We start from the raw sequence: 17,048 nt of genomic DNA, 5'->3' as shown, positions 1-17,048 counted from the left end.
CGACACAAACTTTGGTCGTAACGACACAAACTTCGGTCGTAACGACACAAACTTCGGTCGTAACGACGCAAACTTTGGCCTTTACAAACGACAAACGACAAATGACAAATGACAAAAATAGCCTAGCACAGCGGAAATAAAGCTACCATTCTAAAACAACAAAAAGCTTACAGTATATACTTCATACTTCATCCTTTTTGTACTAGCTTATTTCAGCAATCTTAGACCACTGAGAGTCACCAACACTGTTGAGCCTTCATGACCAATCACACCAAGGGGTAAGTTAACATTTCCCAAGAAATTACCCATCAACAGCAAGATAATAAAACCCAAAGCGACGACAATATTTTGTTTGACTATAGAGTGCGATCGCCTCCCTAATTGTATCGCCACAGCAATTTTTTCTAATCTATCTGCCATCAATACTATATCTGCGGTTTCCAAAGCCACATCACTACCAGCGATTCCCATTGCAATCCCTACAGATGCTTGTGCTAAAGCAGGTGCATCATTAATCCCATCACCCACCATTGCCACAGTTTGATACTTTTGCTGCAAACTGCGAATCACACCCAGCTTATCCTCTGGCAAAAGTTCTGCATATACCTGCTTAATCCCCACCGTCCTAGCAACACTATCAGCAGTTCTTTGATTATCGCCAGTAATCATCACGATTTCCTCAACTCCCATCTGCCGCAACCGCTGAATCATCGCCACCGCCTCAGATCGTACCGTATCAGCAATAGCGATTATACCCATTATTTGATAAGAGGCAGGAGACAAGGGGGCGACAATTTTATGTAATTTCCTTTGCGCCTTTGCGCCTCTGCGTGAGGCATTCACCCCATAAATATGCAAGGCAGAGGATGAGGAGGCGACAATTTTATGTAATTTCCTTTGCGCCTTTGCGCGACGGACACTTTGCTCAACGGGGGGAACCCCCGCACGCAAGTGTCCTCCTCTGCGTGAGGCATTTACCCCATAAATATGCAACGTCTTAGATTTCAATGCATAAATTTCATCGCATCTCTCGGCTGCTACCCAAACAACAGTCTTCCCCTCCATCTCCAAAGACTGCGCCAATTCCTGCAAATCTGGCGGTAACTCTCCAACATACTCCTGTACAAAAGCCCCATTGCCCACAATCACCTTTTGGTCTTCAGCAATCCCCACAATTCCCTTACCAGGGATAGCTTGCACTTCAACCCCATGTACCCAATCCACATCAGTAGCTGCTTGGACAATTGCCTTACCAATGGGGTGTTCAGAACTAGATTCTAGAGATGCTGCTGCTTTTAATACATCATCTTGCGAGTATTCACCATGAGCAATGACTCGACAAACTTCTACCTGTCCCGTTGTCAGAGTACCAGTTTTATCGAATGCGATCGCCCTAACTTTGCCCATCTTCTCTAACTGGGCACCATTTTTAAATAAAATCCCCTGTTTCGCACCATTAGCAATTCCCGAAAGCAGTGTCGGCATAATAGCAGCCATCAACGCACAGGGAGAAGCCACCACCAAAAAAGTCAAAGCGCGATAAATCGTCGTTTCCCAATCCCAACCCCAAACAAACGGCGGTAAAACAGCCAGCAAAATCCCCGCTACTACAATTACCCGTGCATATCCCCGCTCAAATCGTTCAATAAACTGTTGCGAAGGCGGTGCTTCTGTTTGTGCTTGTTCCACCAAGCGAATCACCCGCTGAATTAAGCTACTCGCGGCTGGTTTGTGAATTTTCAGCCTCAGCGCCCCATAACCATTAATCGTACCTGCAAAAACTTCAGCACCTACCGTCTTCTCTACAGGTAAAGATTCTCCTGTGATCGCGGCTTGATTAATAGTGCTGTAACCTGACACAATGACACCATCAGTAGGAATTAGCTCCCCTGGCTTGACAACAATTTCATCCCCTATTTGCAGTTCGCTAATGGCTAGCATCTCCTCCCTTCCCTGACGCAAAACCATTGCTGTATCCGGTGTCAGACTCATCAAGCTGCGAATACTTTTTTCAGTGCGCTGCATCGCGTAGTCTTCCAGTACACCACTAATAGCAAAGATGAGAATCAAAATTGCCCCATCTATAATTAAATGATATTCGCCACGCCATAAACCCAAACTAGCAGCACCAACAGCCGCCACAATCATCAGCAAATCTACATCCAGTTCTTTTTCTTTAATTAGAGTAGTCAGTCCCTCCCGCGCACTTTCGTAACCACCAATCACATAAGCCGCAGGTAACAGCAGTAACGCCCATCCCAAAGCGCCAAGATGTAACGCCAACCAACCCAAAAATAATAACAATCCACAAAGCAACGCCGCTAAAGTATCTGCGTGTTCTTTGGTGAATTGGGTTAAACGCTGCGGGTAAAGCATAAGAATTTCCAGTCTTAGACTCTCTTACCCTAAACCTTGACATCAATGTTAATGTCAAGCGTAATCGGATGCAATACTTCGACTTCTGTATACACCGTAGCTTATCAAGGGGAGGGCTAAAACGCTTGTGGGGTAGGCATTAGAGCTTAAGTTGACACGTGTGAAGGAAGCCCAGCAACTATCGCCATCATCTTTCTCATGGAAAAATATTCCGCCCACTGCATAAAACCAAAAAATCAATCATATATATCAACATAAAGCCGTTGACACGGAATTGATAGACCTGATTCTGGTCATCCACAAACATTCACTGCTATAAAATATCGGAGATGTCCTATGTCCTGGATGAAATTATATATTTCGCCAACCTTGATTGCAACTTTGACATGTAGCGTGTTAGCGAGCTTTACAGCCATAGCGAACGCTCAACCAACGCAAACTATACAGTTAGCTCAAAAATATCAAGTAATTAAAAGAGTTCAAAATACTGTCACAATTCAAGGGAATATAGTGAAAGGCACAGAAAGAATTGGTGCAATTTCTTGCAGTCAAATTAAGGTGACTCTGAAAGAATTCATTCCTACAAAACCTGTTGAGGGTCAATTTTTTAACTCTACTGAAAAGAATTTAGCTCAAGTTAACGCTACAGGTAACAACATTGATAACGGTTGTAGTTATAGTATACAATTGCCTGAATTCAACAGAGATTTATATGTCAGACCTTATGGAGCTAGTTCTTTTCAAATTATCGCTCAGACTAATGGGATAAGTGGTAGTCAAACTATAAATTACCCTTTTCCTAACAATATCGACTTACAAGTATTTCCTCCGCCTATTATCAAATAGTATAATCATCGGCTATTTCATACCGTTAGGGAAAAGGAGTATACAGTAATGCTGGTATGATGGTAGGAAATTAAAAGTTTTGTGTAAAAAATCAGAATGCACTGCATAAAACCAAAAAATCAATCATATACATCAATATAAAGCTATTGACACAGGGTTGATAGACCTCAATTACACGCTCAACAAATTACTGCTACAAAATTTCGGAGTTATCTCATGTCCACAATGAACTTACACCAGCGCCACACTAAAGATAAATTTCCATTTTCAGCCGGAATATTTCTCAGTTGCATAGCTACTGGTGTAATTCTCCTTACTTCCCAAATTACACCAGCAAATGCACAATCAACAGATAGAGATGCACCAACAAATCTGACTACTAATGTCATCTCCGCAACTGGTTTGCATAAGGAACCAAAAACCTACTTTTACACATTCATTGCTGGACCTGGGGAATTAAAGCTTACCCTGGATATTGATGCTGGTTCTACAAATGGTAATGGAGTAGTTTCAACAGTTAGTATTCAAGATAAAGATGGGAATGAATTTTCACAATTTAATGCCTATGCTACTCCAGGGATGCCTGATCGTCAGGTAAAAAAAATTAATTTTGCTCAAGCCACACCAGTTGTTTTGATATTAACTTTACCTCAAGGTGCAACTGCTAATTATCTTTCCAAAATCAAAATTGAGGGTGCTTATCAGTTGAGCATTGTCAAATAATTTTATCATCCTTTTTCAAAATTCATCCTGAGTAGATACAACAGATTGCAATTTGGTGAAACAGTCTTTTCCCAAAGAGACAGAGTACTAATGGTTTGTCCCATTAATTATAATGGGCTGTGAGATCCCCGACTTCTGGAAGAAGTCGGGGATTTAAACACTACTAACCCTGCAAAATCAAAGAAACAGACTACTGTAGTCTATAAATTATGAATGCTGGTTACTTAACTATCAAAGAACTTACAGATGCAGTTGGTGGTAATTTGACTCCCAGGATGGTGCGGCATTATCATCAACTGGGGTTATTGCCGCAACCAACGCGATCGCCTAGCAACTATTGCCTTTACAATCAGCAAGATGTCATCAGGTGGCAACGTATTGTCGCCTTGAAGCAGCAAGGGTTTTAAATCAATCACATCCGCAAAGGAGTGCGGCTAAAGTATCTGCATGTTATTTAACGCCCCACTACCGCTAACAGCACTTTTTGGTCAACAAGATATAAGGTTAAAAAAAGGTTATCCTCGGTCTAACAAACCTAAGATAAAAATTTATTGTGGTGTTTTCCCTGAAACCACTATATTTTTTAAAAGCTATACTTCTAACAAGTATTATATTTTTTTAGTTCAAATTTAAGTATGGAAAAACCATTGCTTATAATTCTTTGCACAGGTAACTCCTGCCGCAGCCAAATGGCAGAAGGGTTTTTAAAAGAGCTAGGAGATGATTTATTAACAGCACAGAGTGCAGGCATGAACCCAGCCGCAAAAGTTCATCCTTTGGCTGTGAAAGTCATGGAAGAAATCGGGATAGATATTTCCCAAAACTCTTGTAAACATCTCAATCTGTTTTTAGACAAAAAGATTGATACAGTGATCACTGTATGCGATCATGCTGATCAAAGTTGCCCTTCCTTACCTTCGGCTGTTAAACGCCATCACTTTAGCTTTCCTGATCCCGCAGAAGCAATAGGAACTGAAGCAGAAAAGTTGCAAATATTTCGCCGGGTTCGTGATGATATAAGTAAGCTAATGTTGGCATACATAGCTGGAAGACGTGATGCCCTGGAATACTCTAAATAGAAGTTATGGCTATGTTATCTGACTCAATGAGTCTGCCATTAACTATATTTACAGCCTTAGCAGAGCGTAAAGATTTGTTGATGGCATTGACAGATAGATTGGGACGTATTGAGTGGGTTAATCAAGCTTTTGCTGAACGCACTGGGTTATCAGATGATTCACTAACCGGACAAAAATTTTTTACTGCACTTGGTTTTAAATCTCAGTTAAATGTTCAACAAACTTACATTCGTGAACAGCTATTAAAAGGAGAAAGTTTTAAGTTTGAGCTTTCTTATCAAACACATGATGACAGAGAGTGTTGGCTTTTAATAGATGGACAGCCCATACGGGATGCAGAAGGCATAACTAACAAATATGCTGTAATGTCTACTGATATTACATTACGTAAGCTAACAGAAAAAGATTTAGAGAAAACTAATCAGGAATTAGAAATTCGGGTACAGCAACGTACTGTCGCTTTGACTCAAGAAAAGGAAAAATTAGAACAAACTTTACAGCAGTTGCAAAAGGCTCAACTTCAATTGATTCAAAGCGAAAAAATGTCTAGTCTGGGTCAACTTGTGGCTGGTGTTGCTCATGAAATCAATAACCCAGTGAACTTTATCTATGGCAATCTCACTCCTGCTACAGAATATACCGAAAATTTACTTCACTTATTGCAATGTTATCAGCACCACTATCCCAACCCTATTCCTCAACTAAAAGCAGAAATTGAAGCTACAGAAATTGACTTTATTATAGAAGATTTACCTAAGATATTATCTTCTCTAAAAGTTGGTGCTGATCGAATTCGGGAAATCGTCTTATCTCTGCGTAATTTCTCCCGCCTGGATGAAGCTGAATTGAAAAAAGTAGATATTCATACAGGTATCGATAGCACTCTGATGATTTTGCATAGTCGCCTCAAAGTTAAATCTAATTGTCCAGAAATTCGAGTGATTAAAGAATATGGTCAGTTACCACTTGTAGAATGCTACGCAGGACAAGTGAATCAGGTATTTATGAACATTATTGCTAATGCAATTGATGCTTTAGAAGACTTAGTAATGAGTGAGCAATGTTTTATTATTTATAATAAAGCGACGGATAAGGGACATCTCACCAATGGCTATCCGACAATTCGCATCCGTACTAAATTGACAGAGGATGAGCAAGTCCTGATTTGCATTGCAGATAATGGCTCTGGCATCAGTGAGGAAATCAGGAAGCGTCTTTTTGATCCTTTCTTCACTACTAAAGCTATTGGCAAAGGTACTGGTTTAGGATTATCTATTAGTTATCAAATTGTGGTAGAAAAACATCAAGGTCAAATTGAATGTTATTCTGAACTAGGTAAAGGTACAGAATTTATTATTTCTATTCCTGTAAAACAAACTAAAAATAATAAGGAATAGGGATTAAATAACGTACAAAAGTAGGGTGTGTTAACAGAGTGCAGTGGAAACCAGGAAAGAACCTACAAATTTGTGAAATTGCATAACGATACTCCTTGAATGTCGATATCAAAATTAATAAAGATTTATTTTTGTTTAGATTCCCGACTTCTTTAAGAATTCGGGGATCTGTGCGCTAATTCATCCTTGAATTGAATTATGCACCGTAATTTTATGGCTATCTATCCATAAAATGTCAGGAGTTAAATCGCTAATTTAATTCATAGTGCTATTAGGCTAAAATCCTTTCCTGTCTAATATTACAGTTAAATTTAATTATGAACAGCTACTTATTTAATTAGGCGTTAGCGGTTGCAATTAAAAGTAGTCTGTCCTGTACCTGACTTTTGATGATATTTAATGATTTTTTTATATAGAAGTGATTGTTACGTTGGAAAATTTTCAGTCAAAGCACTGATTTTTTAGGTATACACAACAGTTAAATAAAAGCCCATAATCTAATTTGTTATCCGAAAATCGATTTCAAACCTAGTGGTTTGTCAATTTTGTTTTGAGGGGTTTTTGGTAGTGCGGGCCGAAAAGCCCGCGTGAGCGAGACGCTCACACTACAGTCCCTCATTTCAACCCTGACAGACTACTAGATAGGATAGTAATTTTCAGACCATCTTGCAAATTACTCCAATCTCGGCTGAACAAGTAGTGCATAACCCGAAAAAGCCATCGTAAGAAGTGACAGAAGAGAGATTCACCTTAAACTCGACACTAGCTCAAATTCAAGGAAAATTATCATGAATAAAAAATATTTTGCTGTTTTGCTAGCAACGACTGGAATCATGCTTTCGTTTGCACCGACGGCTAAAGCTGTAGAAACAGATTCCTGCACCACACAACCTGGCTACCCCTTGGGTCGGTGGACAGTTGGCGTGAAAAATGCCACTGAGGCCAACTATTCCAATTTTGTCACGTTCACAACTCCAACCAGCGGAACTTGGCTACCTTCTACAGGAACAGGTAGCTTTACTACATCATCCGTTCCGGCTCCCGGTAAGGAAATTATTCTGATCTATCGTGACGATAAATACACTGATTATTCGAGTAGAAACAAACTGGTAGTTTCCTCTGATGGCTGTCGTATGAGTGGAACTTTTCTAGATAGTCAAGGACATCGGGGCGAAGCTCGGTACAGATGGACAGGAGAATAAGCAGGGGTTAGCCAGCCGTAAGTCATGCCACTACCCACTTATGTTCTCTCGCGTTATGGCGCAGTTGTGAGCAATTTCGGTTATACGTTTAAATCAAGGTGAGATGTATGCTCAGGCGGATTTTACTTTCTGTTTCGCTACTAACTTTATCTGCGACTTCGATCAGTTTTAGCTTAATTAGCTATCAGGCTCAAGCTCAAGTTCCAAGACCATCGGGTGTCATAACTCGGCCTAATGTTGTTCAAAAATGTAATGCCTCTGGGCTAAATCCAGATTTAGCCCAAATACAACAAAGCGTACACAACCAAGTTAATCAGTATCGGGCTTCTAAAGGTCTTGCGCCTCTTAAACTAGACGCTTGCGTAAATAAGCAAGTGCAGGTATATGCTCAAGAAATGGCTAACGCGGGAAAACCTCTCAATCATCAAGGACTTGAGCAGCGATCGCAAGCCGTAATCCAAACTATCCCCCACAGTAGTTATGCGTACTACGAAAATGAGTATTACTGCTTTGGTTGTAAAAGTGATCCGGCAACATCAGCAGTTAAGTGGTGGTTAAATAGTCCCGCTCATCTCAAGAATATTTTGAGTCAAACTGAACTAACTGGAATAGGAGTTGCTGTGAATAACAAAGGCGAATACTATTTCGCGCAAATGTTTATTCATGCTCGATAAGTCTTAGGTTGGACTGGAAAAAAGTAATTTACCATTTTTAATAGGAGTGCATAATTTATGAGTTCGACACATCCTCCAGAAAATACAATCGCTAGTTTACAGACAATTTTGGATGCCATAACAACGGCAAATTACGAACTTTTCTTGACAGTTGGAGATTCTGACTATCAGACAGGGATTAGTAAAGAAATGTTTGACTCGGTTAGCTCCCAACTCGCACCACGTATGCTAGAGGGTTATAACATTACTTACTTTGGCAATCTCAAACAGCACAAATATCAAATTTATCTGTGGAAACTTAGTTTCGCTGATGCGGGAGATGAATTCGTCGCCCGGATGGCAATGAGTGGAGACAAGGTAAGTGGAATTTTGATTACATAGGATAGCAACCAATACGGTTCGGTGAAGAATTTATGCGAGAACCATAAACCTGTAGAAAGGCGAAACCAGACTGGAATGTGCTAGGAAGACAGTCCCGCTTTAATCAGGGTTTTAGTCTGATTTGAACCGTATTGGTTGATAAACTCCCGTTGCCAGTCAATACCTTGAAGACGATCGCGTTTGAGAATTTTTATTCAGTATATTACAAATAATGTTGCCCTTAATTAGATAAATTATGAATGCTGGTTGCTTAACTATCAAAGAACTTACAGTTGCAGTTGGTGGTGGTTTGACGCCGCGGATGGTGCGGCATTATCATCAACTGGGGTTATTGCCGCAACCAGCGCGATCGCCTAGCAATTATCGCCTTTACACTCAGCAGGATGTCGTCAGGTTACAACGGATTGTGGCCTTGAAACAGCAAGGGTTCCAAATCAATCACATCCGCAACATTCTAGATGTGGAACCAGAAACAGAAACAAATGTAAACTTGATGGGGCAACTGCAGCAGCAATATCGATCTGTCATGCAGCAAATTACCCAACTGCGACAAACAGCCTCAGCATTAGAAGGATTATTGGGACGCGATCGCCATTGTCAAATTATGCAGGCTCAAGTGCTGGCACAACTCAAGTTATTAGAAGTGGAAACCCAAGCGGGATTGGGAGGACTAGAGAAACTTTGGCGGGGGTTGGATGCCCAAGTGCATACCCACTCAGAAGCGTTTCAAGAATCTCTGCAACGCTTACTCCCAGATTTATCTGAGCGTTCGGAAATCGAGCAACACTTGATTTCCCAGTTGGTTTTGGCTTGTGGTGATGTCAGCTTGGTGTCGTTTGTGAGAGTTAGTCAAGGAGCGATCGCCGCTAGTCGTGATGCCCTAAAATCAGGTTGTGAGATTTTTGTCGATATTCCCACAGTCGCAGCCGCTTTAGATCAAACCAGATTAACTCATTTGGGCTGTCAAGTGACCACTTTGATTGACAACCCCCATATCACCACCGCCACAGAGGCAGAATTGGAGTTTTGGCAGCACCAAAAATGGCAGGAAAAATTGCAGCAAGTCAGCAATGGTTGTGTACTAGTGGTTGGTTATGCTCCCTCAGTGCTTTTAGAAGCTTGTGCAGCTATAAAAGAGCAAAAAATTCAACCAGCATTAGTGATTGGTATGCCTATAGGCTTTAGCCATGCGCCTGCAGCTAAACGACAACTGATGCAACAAAATGTGCCTTTAATCACCATTGAGGGCACATTGGGTGGTGGTTTGTTAGCTGCAACTGCGCTCAATTCTCTGGTTGAGTCGTTGATTGAGAAACCAGATTGTCATTGTTATCTAAATGCAGCATTTCGTTAATTCGACACTGCTAAGTAGTCTGACAGAATTAATTACACAATGTCATTGCGTAGGCGAAGCCTTCCCGTTCGCGCAGCGTCTCCGCAGGAGAAGGGTATGGAACGTAGCGGAATGTTCGCGGAGCGTTCCCGCAGGGTAGCATCTCAGCATGACTTTTTATACCTGACAAAACTTTTCAAACATGCTATTAGAGACAAATCAAGGCATTTTGTGAAATTGTACTACTTTAGCGTGAGTTCGACAGATTCCAAATAACCCCTCTCCAAACCTCTCCCCGAAGCGGGGAGAGGCTTAAAAACCCTAATTTTTTGTGCCCAACTCAGGATATTGAAGCCCCTCTCCGTCTCGGAGAGGGGTTGGGGAGAGGTTCATCGAACTCGCGTTACTTTAGCGATCGCCTCTACAGTAACTTCAAAGCAAGATAGCTAGAGATGTATAATTAGCGCGTCTCCTTCATAAAAAAATGACGTTAAATCAGTTAACGGTTAACAGCTATCACGGTTACAGTCGGGGATCTGATCTCCGACTGTAGCAAGATCCCGCAGGGTAACCCACCGATGATTAGAAGTGGGGAACTCTGACTCCCAATCGCTTGCAGCAGTTCCTTGCTGATAACTGATGACTGATAACTGTTGAAGACTGGCCAAGTTTCTGTTTCTTTTACCTTGCACAAGGGGCATTATGTGGCGACAAGAAAAAAAAGATAATTCGATAGTCAGTCTGGCATTATTGCTTGCCCTAGCAACTATCCCCACAACAGCAACTCTTTTAGTACCAGTACCCATGCTGGCACAATCTGCAACTGATGCTCCGGCTTTTCCGCTGCCGCAATCAGTGGAAAATGGGACGATTGTAAGGATTGATGGTTCAGATAGCTTGGCAGCAATCAACCAAGGACTAAAACAAAGTTTTGAAAAGCAGTTCTCTGGTACGAAGGTGGAAGTGTCCGCTAGCGGCACTGATGCGGCACTGAGAGCTATGCTGGATGGGAAAGTTGATTTAGTGGCGCTCAGTCGTGGCTTGACACCAGAAGAAAAAGCCGAAGGACTCGAACAAGTCCGCTTACGCCGAGAAAAGATTGCGATCGCAGTTGGTGCAGAAAATCCTTTTAAGGGAAATTTGACTAATAAACAATTTGTCAAGATTTTTCGGGGGGAAATTACAGACTGGTCGCAACTAGGCGCGCCTAAAGGTAAGATTAGAATTATTGATCGCCCAACTACGAGTGACACTCGCAACAACTTTCGCAATTACCCAGCCTTCAAAAATGCTAACTTTGCCACTAGCTCTAATGCTACCCAAGTGGGTGAAGATAACACCGCAGAAATCGTTAAGCAACTAGGCAAGGATGGCATTAGCTATGGATTAGCTAATCATTTGTCGAAGTTGCCAGATGTGCGACTGATTAGTGTAAATCAAATCTCGCCAATTAATCCTAAATATCCTTTCTCCCAACCTTTAGTTTACGTCTACAAAAAAAATCCTAGTCCAGCTATAGCAAGTTTTCTCGGCTTTGCGATCGCATCCCCAGGACAACAAGCCATAGATGCAGCTAGAAATACTGAAGCACAAGCGATCGCTGAAGGCAAATCCCCAGTAGTGGCCATAGCTGCAACTCCCTCCCCCACTGCTGAGGCGACAACTCCTCCCACAGTTGCTCCCAGTGAGCAGCCAGTAACCACTCCTGTAAAAAACAATTCTAGTGCGGCAATCAGCCCAGCAATACTTTTATTGTTACTGTTGCCTTTAATTGGTGGATTATTTATCTGGTGGTTCCTGAATAGACGCTCTTCCACAAATGAAGCCACAGATAACGAACCAGAACCAACTCCCAGCCCTTCATCAGGACAAGACACAAACGCTAGCTTGGATGCAGGCACAATCTTAACTACATCCAACAGTGTAGATAATATCACCCCTACTGAAAATCCAGCCGTAGCGGGTGATGTTGCTCTAGGCATGGGGGCAAATACTGAAATAACTGCTAATCCCATTAATAACAGACACTCTCAGGTAGCATCTACTCCAGAGTCTGATGAAGCTGCATGGGATATAGAAGCACCAGCCGCCGTTGTTAATACTTCATATCCACAATTGCCCGATGTGCCCATAGTTGCATCTGACATAGCACCATCGACGGCTGAAGTATCTCCATTTGTCCCAGAAGCTATAGAGCTTCCCGAAGTAGCATCTGATACAGATATCTGGAATATCGGCACCACTCAAGAACAGCAACCCCTAGTAGAATCAAATATCGCCGAAGATGCTAATTATACTGAAGATGCAGCCTTAGCAGGAGCAGCTATCTGGTCTGCTAATTCTGGAACAGGGTTAGACATACAAGAAAATAATGAGACTGCACAAGACAGTAATATTTCTGAATTAAACTCACCAGAACTGCCAGAAATATTTCCCGTTGAGCCAGAATTACCAGAAATAACCACAGATGCAGGATTCGCTGTTGCTGAATTACCCACGGCGGAAATATTCCCCGTTGAGCCAGAATTACCGGAAATAACCACAGATTCAGGATTCGCTGCTGCGGAATTACCAGAACTCAGCACAGATGCAGCATTACCCACGGCGGAAATATTCCCCGTTGAGCCAGAATTACCGGAAATAACCACAGATTCAGGATTCGCTGCTGCGGAATTACCCACGGCGGAAATATTTCCCGTTGAGCCAGAATTACCAGAAATAAACACAGATGCAGGATTCGCTGTTGCTGAATTACCCACGGCGGAAATATTTCCCGTTGAGCCAGAATTACCAGAAATAACCACAGATGTAGGATTCACTGTTGCTGAATTACCAGAACTGCCAGAAGTAGAATTAAATGCAGTCGCTGATGCAGCTGAACCTACAGCCAATCTGATAGAGGAAGATACTATCGAAATTGTTTCTGATTTGCCAGAGACGACAACGGAAGCAACATCTAACTTTCCAGAAGCTTTAGCAGGTGGTGCAGCCTTAGCCGCAGGAGCAGGGATTGGAGCCTGGGCAACGATTTATGGCATTCAGAATGCTTCAGAATCCAATGCACAGGCAGAAATTGCACCAGTAGCCAGTAACTCAGCAACTTCTGCAACTGTTGTCCTGACACCTCAATCTTCGCAGTCTGCTAAAGTTTCTTGGCACATTCCCGACATTCAAAAAGCCACACTGCAAAATTCCGGGGTGTCTCAATTAGCACTACGACTATATGATGTCACAGGGATTGACTTGAGTTATCAAGTTCCCCATCTGGTGCAGCAGTATGAATTAGAATCAGCCGCACACGATCGCTTTGTAGATATTCCGGCGAGCGATCGCGACTACATCACCGAAATTGGCTATGTTGCAGAAGGCGATCGCTGGGAGTCAATCGCCCGTTCCGCTACAGTACGTGTTTTTAGCCCTCTTCCTGTGGATGAACAAACTGCTGATTCCCCAGAGGAAGATATTGAAGCAACTGTTGTCCTGACACCTCAATCTTCGCAGTCTGCTAAAGTTTCTTGGCACATTCCCGACATTCAAAAAGCCACACTGCAAAATTCCGGGGTGTCTCAATTAGCACTACGACTATATGATGTCACAGGGATTGACTTGAGTTATCAAGTTCCCCATCTGGGGCCAGCAGTATGAATTAGAATCAGCCGCACACGATCGCTTTGTAGATATTCCGGCGAGCGATCGCGACTACATCACCGAAATTGGCTATGTTGCAGAAGGCGATCGCTGGGAGTCAATCGCCCGTTCCGCATCGGTGCGCGTCTTCAGCCCTCTTCATGCGGATGAACAAACTGCTGATTCCCCAGAGGAAGATATTGAAGCAAGTGTCGTCCTGACACCTCAATCTTCGCAGTTGGCTGGCGTTTCTTGGCACATTCCCGACATTCAAAAGCAAGCACTGCAAAATTCCGGGGTGTCTCAATTAGCACTACGACTATATGATGTCACAGGGATTGACTTGAGTTATCAAGTTCCCCATCTGGTGCAGCAGTATGAATTAGAATCAGCCGCACACGATCGCTTTGTAGATATTCCGGCAAGCGATCGCGACTACATCAGCGAAATTGGTTATGTTGCAGAAGGCGATCGCTGGGAGTCAATCGCCCGTTCCGCTACAGTACGTGTTTTTAGCCCTCTTCCTGTGGATGAACAAACTGCTGATTCCCCAGAGGAAGATATTGAAGCGAGTATTGTCCTCACATCCAGAACTCCTAAATGGGCTTACGTTTCTTGGCACATCCCCGATACTCAAAAGCAAGCGCTGCACAATTCTGGAGTGTCTCAATTAGCACTACGACTATATGATGTCACAGGCCGCGACCTGAGTTATCAAGTTCCCCAACTTGTGCAGCAGTATGAATTAGAATCAGTCGCCCACGATATCTTTGTGACAATTCCGGCAAGCGATCGCGACTACATCACCGAAATTGGTTATGTTGCAGAAGGCGATCGCTGGGAGTCAATCGCCCGTTCCGCATCGGTGCGCGTCTTCAGCCGCCCCCAAACAGATTTTTGGTTTGTAGCAGATGCGGAGCTAATTATTCACGGAGCAACTCAGCCAGATGCCGCTGTCAGCATTGGAGGTAATGCCATCAAACTTAAGCCAGATGGTACTTTTCATTTACGTATCCCTTTCTCAGATAGCTTAATTGAATATCTGCTCACAGCAACTGCTGTTGATGGAGAACAAGCTAGAACGATCCATAAAAAGTTCTCTCAAGACACTCCTGAAGCCTAACATCAGTTATCAGTTATCAGTTATCAGTTATCAGTTGGGAGCCAGAGTCCCGTCCTTTAAAAGGATGCCGCTGGCAGATGGGAATGACTGTTCACTGTTTACTGACGACTGATTGCGGTTGGTGGCTAATCTCATGAGGACAGGGACGCTTCTGCTCGAAGTCGGTGATATTCGCAAAGGTTGTATCAGCAATATTACTGAGAGCTTCTGCCGTAAAGAAGGCTTGATGTCCAGTGATGAGGACATTGGGGAAAGTTGTTAGTCTTTGGAAAATATCATCCTGAATGATTTCACCAGACAAATCCTCAAAGAACAATTCCGATTCTTGTTCGTATACATCTACACCAAGATAGCCAATGTTGCCAGATTTCAATCCCTCAATTACTGCTTGGGTATCAATCAGCGCTCCTCGGCTAGTGTTAATGATCATCATACCCGGCTTCATCTGGGCGATCGCTTCTTCATCTATCAAATGATGCGTTTCGGGAATCAAGGGACAATGTAGGGAGATAATATCAGATTTGGCAAATAATTCAGACAACTCCACATACTTACCACCCAGAGCCTCTAATTCTGGGTTTTGATACACGTCATAGGCGAGTAGGTGACAGCCAAAGCCTTTCATAATCTGTCCCAAAATCAGACCGATTTTTCCTGTACCGATAATTCCGACTGTGCGATCGTTCAGGTTAAATCCCAACAGTCCATCTAGGGAGAAATTGCCTTCCCGGATGCGATTATGGGCACGATGAATTTTACGATTCAGGCTCAAAATTAGCCCTACAGCATGTTCTGCGACTCCATAGGGCGAATAAGCCGGAACCCTTACAATGGTAATTCCTAATTCTGCGGCGGCTTTTAAGTCCACATTGTTAAACCCTGCACAACGCAGAGCAACCAAGCGAGTTCCGTTTGCGGCGAGAATCTTTAAAGTGGAAGCATCAACTTGGTCATGCACAAATACGCAAACCGCCGGGAATCCAGAGGCTAAGATGGCGGTATCCTGATTGAGACGGGGTTCAAAGAACACTAAATCGTGTTGTTGCTGAGAATTTGCAGCTGCTAAAAACTGCCGATCGTAGGCTTTGGTACTGAAGACTGCTACTTTCATGCAAAACCTTGGGTTTTATGCTGCATAGATTTCGAGTACATGATAGCCTGACGATGCGAAGGAAAATACCACCTGTGATGATTGCTAATCCTAGGCGATCGCCTTTATCTGGTCAATTTTGGAACTAAAGCAAAAATTTAGAATTGGTTAGTTAAAACTATAGCGAAAAAGTTTGCGCGTACCGGGAACAGGAGCGCAAACTTTTTCTTTATGATCCGCATGTACATTTCTTGGTATTACTTACCAGCAAGCAGTTTTTCTAGTTCTGTGATTCTGGCTTGCAATGCTGCTACTTCTTGCTCAGAATAACGAATAGGAATGTGCTGTGGACAGTTCCAATTCCAAGCTTCAACTTGAAACATCATCACTCGTTCAATCTCCGCTTCATAGTTGGGAACCGCAAGTTGTGCGATTATTTGGCTATTATCTTCTACATACCTGGCTCGCCCCCAAATTTTCAGCCGTTTGCGATGGCGATAATCCATTAAAAATAAGAAAGCTTTGTCATTTTCTGAAAGATTGCCAACGGTAACATATTGAGCATTTCCTTTAAAGTCAGCAAAACCCAAAGTCTTGTCATCTAATACTTTCAAAAAACCGGGCTGTCCACCGCGAAACTGAATGTAAGGATAGCCATTAGAACTGACAGTTCCCAAGTAGAATCCATCCATTTGAGCGATAAATTCTGCTATGTCTGGGGTGATGGTATCGTTTTCCGGCCCATTTTGTTCAAATCGGGCGTAAGTCTGTCGCGAACCGCGTTGTGCTTGGGCTGCTTTGACAGCAGGAGTAAAGGCGAGTTGAATAAATTTACGTGGCATACATAGCTCATCTCATGAGATAGGTGTATAAGTGGAAGTTATATCATGTCGGGCTGATTAATTATGAATCCCGCATCTGTGCAAAAACCTGAAAACTCTTTCTCCCCCTGCTCCCGTTCGGCTGACGCTCAGGGCGTACCCCTTTGGGGAAGCTATGCGTAGCTTGCAGTCTTCATGATAAGTCCTTCACCGGTCACTATTACGCAACAGCGCACGGAAGATGCGGTGATTGCAATTCAAGGCTCTATAATTCTGGCACAAGGGTTAAATGACCCTACTCCCTTTCAACATACGCTGAAACAATTACCACAAGAACTTTGCCGCGATTTTTGATCAGGATGGGGCAATGAGGCAT

The 17,048-nt window shown here is 42.8% G+C and carries 13 protein-coding genes and 2 pseudogenes; 12 read left to right on the top strand and 3 right to left on the bottom strand.

Going from position 1 to position 17,048, the window contains the following annotated elements:
- Positions 1–207 precede the first annotated feature (207 nt).
- Complete coding sequence (locus CAL7507_RS01165) at positions 208–2,376, bottom strand: heavy metal translocating P-type ATPase (protein WP_015126577.1); 2,169 nt, start codon at positions 2,374–2,376, stop codon at positions 208–210.
- A gap of 336 nt (positions 2,377–2,712) precedes the next feature.
- Between CAL7507_RS01165 and CAL7507_RS01160 the strand changes: the two genes are divergently transcribed.
- The 12 genes and pseudogenes from CAL7507_RS01160 (at position 2,713) to CAL7507_RS01100 (ending at position 14,761) form a co-directional block, all read left to right on the top strand.
- Positions 2,713–3,222, top strand: a complete 510-nt coding sequence (locus CAL7507_RS01160) for a hypothetical protein (RefSeq protein ID WP_015126576.1) — start codon at positions 2,713–2,715, stop codon at positions 3,220–3,222.
- A 216-nt stretch (positions 3,223–3,438) separates the two neighbouring features.
- Positions 3,439–3,945, top strand: coding sequence for a hypothetical protein (locus tag CAL7507_RS01155; protein ID WP_015126575.1), 507 nt, complete (start codon positions 3,439–3,441; stop codon positions 3,943–3,945).
- A 209-nt stretch (positions 3,946–4,154) separates the two neighbouring features.
- Positions 4,155–4,349, top strand: a pseudogene (locus tag CAL7507_RS01150) (MerR family transcriptional regulator); the annotation flags it as partial.
- 231 nt (positions 4,350–4,580) lie between these two features.
- On the top strand, positions 4,581–5,024 hold the full coding sequence (locus CAL7507_RS01140; protein ID WP_015126572.1) for an arsenate reductase ArsC: 444 nt from the start codon (positions 4,581–4,583) through the stop codon (positions 5,022–5,024).
- A gap of 11 nt (positions 5,025–5,035) precedes the next feature.
- Complete coding sequence (locus tag CAL7507_RS01135) at positions 5,036–6,421, top strand: ATP-binding protein (RefSeq protein ID WP_015126571.1); 1,386 nt, start codon at positions 5,036–5,038, stop codon at positions 6,419–6,421.
- 788 nt (positions 6,422–7,209) lie between these two features.
- On the top strand, positions 7,210–7,623 hold the full coding sequence (locus tag CAL7507_RS01130) for a hypothetical protein (RefSeq protein ID WP_015126570.1): 414 nt from the start codon (positions 7,210–7,212) through the stop codon (positions 7,621–7,623).
- Positions 7,624–7,730: 107 nt separating this feature from the next.
- Entirely contained in the window at positions 7,731–8,297 is a 567-nt protein-coding gene (locus CAL7507_RS01125) for a CAP domain-containing protein (RefSeq protein ID WP_015126569.1), read from the top strand.
- 57 nt (positions 8,298–8,354) lie between these two features.
- Positions 8,355–8,678: a hypothetical protein gene (locus tag CAL7507_RS01120; protein ID WP_015126568.1), complete on the top strand. Its 324-nt coding sequence runs from the start codon at positions 8,355–8,357 to the stop codon at positions 8,676–8,678.
- Positions 8,679–8,913: 235 nt separating this feature from the next.
- Entirely contained in the window at positions 8,914–10,032 is a 1,119-nt protein-coding gene (locus tag CAL7507_RS01115) for a precorrin-8X methylmutase (protein ID WP_015126567.1), read from the top strand.
- A gap of 681 nt (positions 10,033–10,713) precedes the next feature.
- A complete protein-coding gene (locus CAL7507_RS30040; protein ID WP_015126566.1) occupies positions 10,714–13,656 on the top strand; it encodes a DUF4912 domain-containing protein in 2,943 nt (980 codons plus the stop codon).
- Positions 13,625–13,747: pseudogene (locus CAL7507_RS33605) on the top strand (hypothetical protein); the annotation flags it as partial. The gene CAL7507_RS30040 and the pseudogene CAL7507_RS33605, both read left to right, overlap by 32 nt.
- Positions 13,748–13,777: 30 nt before the next feature.
- Positions 13,778–14,761 (top strand): DUF4912 domain-containing protein, encoded by a 984-nt coding sequence (locus tag CAL7507_RS01100; RefSeq protein ID WP_042341137.1) that lies wholly within the window; start codon positions 13,778–13,780, stop codon positions 14,759–14,761.
- Positions 14,762–14,852: 91 nt separating this feature from the next.
- Here CAL7507_RS01100 and CAL7507_RS01095 read toward each other — a convergent pair whose 3' ends face one another.
- Together CAL7507_RS01095 and CAL7507_RS01090 are read right to left on the bottom strand one after the other, a co-directional pair.
- Positions 14,853–15,872, bottom strand: a complete 1,020-nt coding sequence (locus CAL7507_RS01095; RefSeq protein WP_015126565.1) for a 2-hydroxyacid dehydrogenase — start codon at positions 15,870–15,872, stop codon at positions 14,853–14,855.
- Between the two features lie 236 nt (positions 15,873–16,108).
- Positions 16,109–16,693 (bottom strand): pyridoxamine 5'-phosphate oxidase family protein, encoded by a 585-nt coding sequence (locus tag CAL7507_RS01090; protein ID WP_015126564.1) that lies wholly within the window; start codon positions 16,691–16,693, stop codon positions 16,109–16,111.
- Positions 16,694–17,048 lie beyond the last annotated feature (355 nt).

Source organism: Calothrix sp. PCC 7507 (assembly GCF_000316575.1).
Taxonomy (GTDB): domain Bacteria; phylum Cyanobacteriota; class Cyanobacteriia; order Cyanobacteriales; family Nostocaceae; genus Fortiea.
The sequence above is the reverse complement of the archived record's forward strand: the minus strand, read 5'-3'. Positions and strand labels throughout refer to the sequence as shown.